The following is a 417-nucleotide window of genomic DNA, read 5'->3' as shown; positions in this document are numbered from 1 at the left end:
AGCGCGGCCCAGCAGGTCGAGGGTGGCGGTCTCGAGCTTGAGGCCGACCTCCTCGGCGACGACCTGGCCACCGGTCAGGATCGCGATGTCGTTCAGCATCGCCTTGCGGCGGTCGCCGAAGCCCGGGGCCTTGACGGCCACGGAGCGGAACAGGCCGCGGATCTTGTTGACCACCAGGGTCGCCAGGGCCTCGCCCTCGACGTCCTCGGCGATGATCAGCAGCGGCTTGCCCGACTGCACGACCTTGTCGAGCAGCGGCAGCAGGTCCTTGTTGGCGGAGACCTTGCTGTTGACGATCAGGATGTACGGGTCCTCGAGCACGGCCTCCATGCGGTCCGAGTCGGTGACGAAGTACATCGACGTCATGCCCTTGTCGAAGCGCATGCCCTCGGTGAGCTCGAGCTCCAGGCCGAAGGT

Annotated in this window: 1 pseudogene; it reads right to left on the bottom strand. The window is 66.9% G+C overall.

The annotated features are described in order from the left end of the window. Positions 1–417, bottom strand: a pseudogene (locus FXF51_RS60290) (TCP-1/cpn60 chaperonin family protein); the annotation flags it as partial.

Origin of the sequence: Nonomuraea sp. PA05, assembly GCF_008086045.1 — a bacterium.
In the GTDB taxonomy this organism is placed as follows: domain Bacteria; phylum Actinomycetota; class Actinomycetes; order Streptosporangiales; family Streptosporangiaceae; genus Nonomuraea; species Nonomuraea monospora.
The sequence above is the reverse complement of the archived record's forward strand: the minus strand, read 5'-3'. Positions and strand labels throughout refer to the sequence as shown.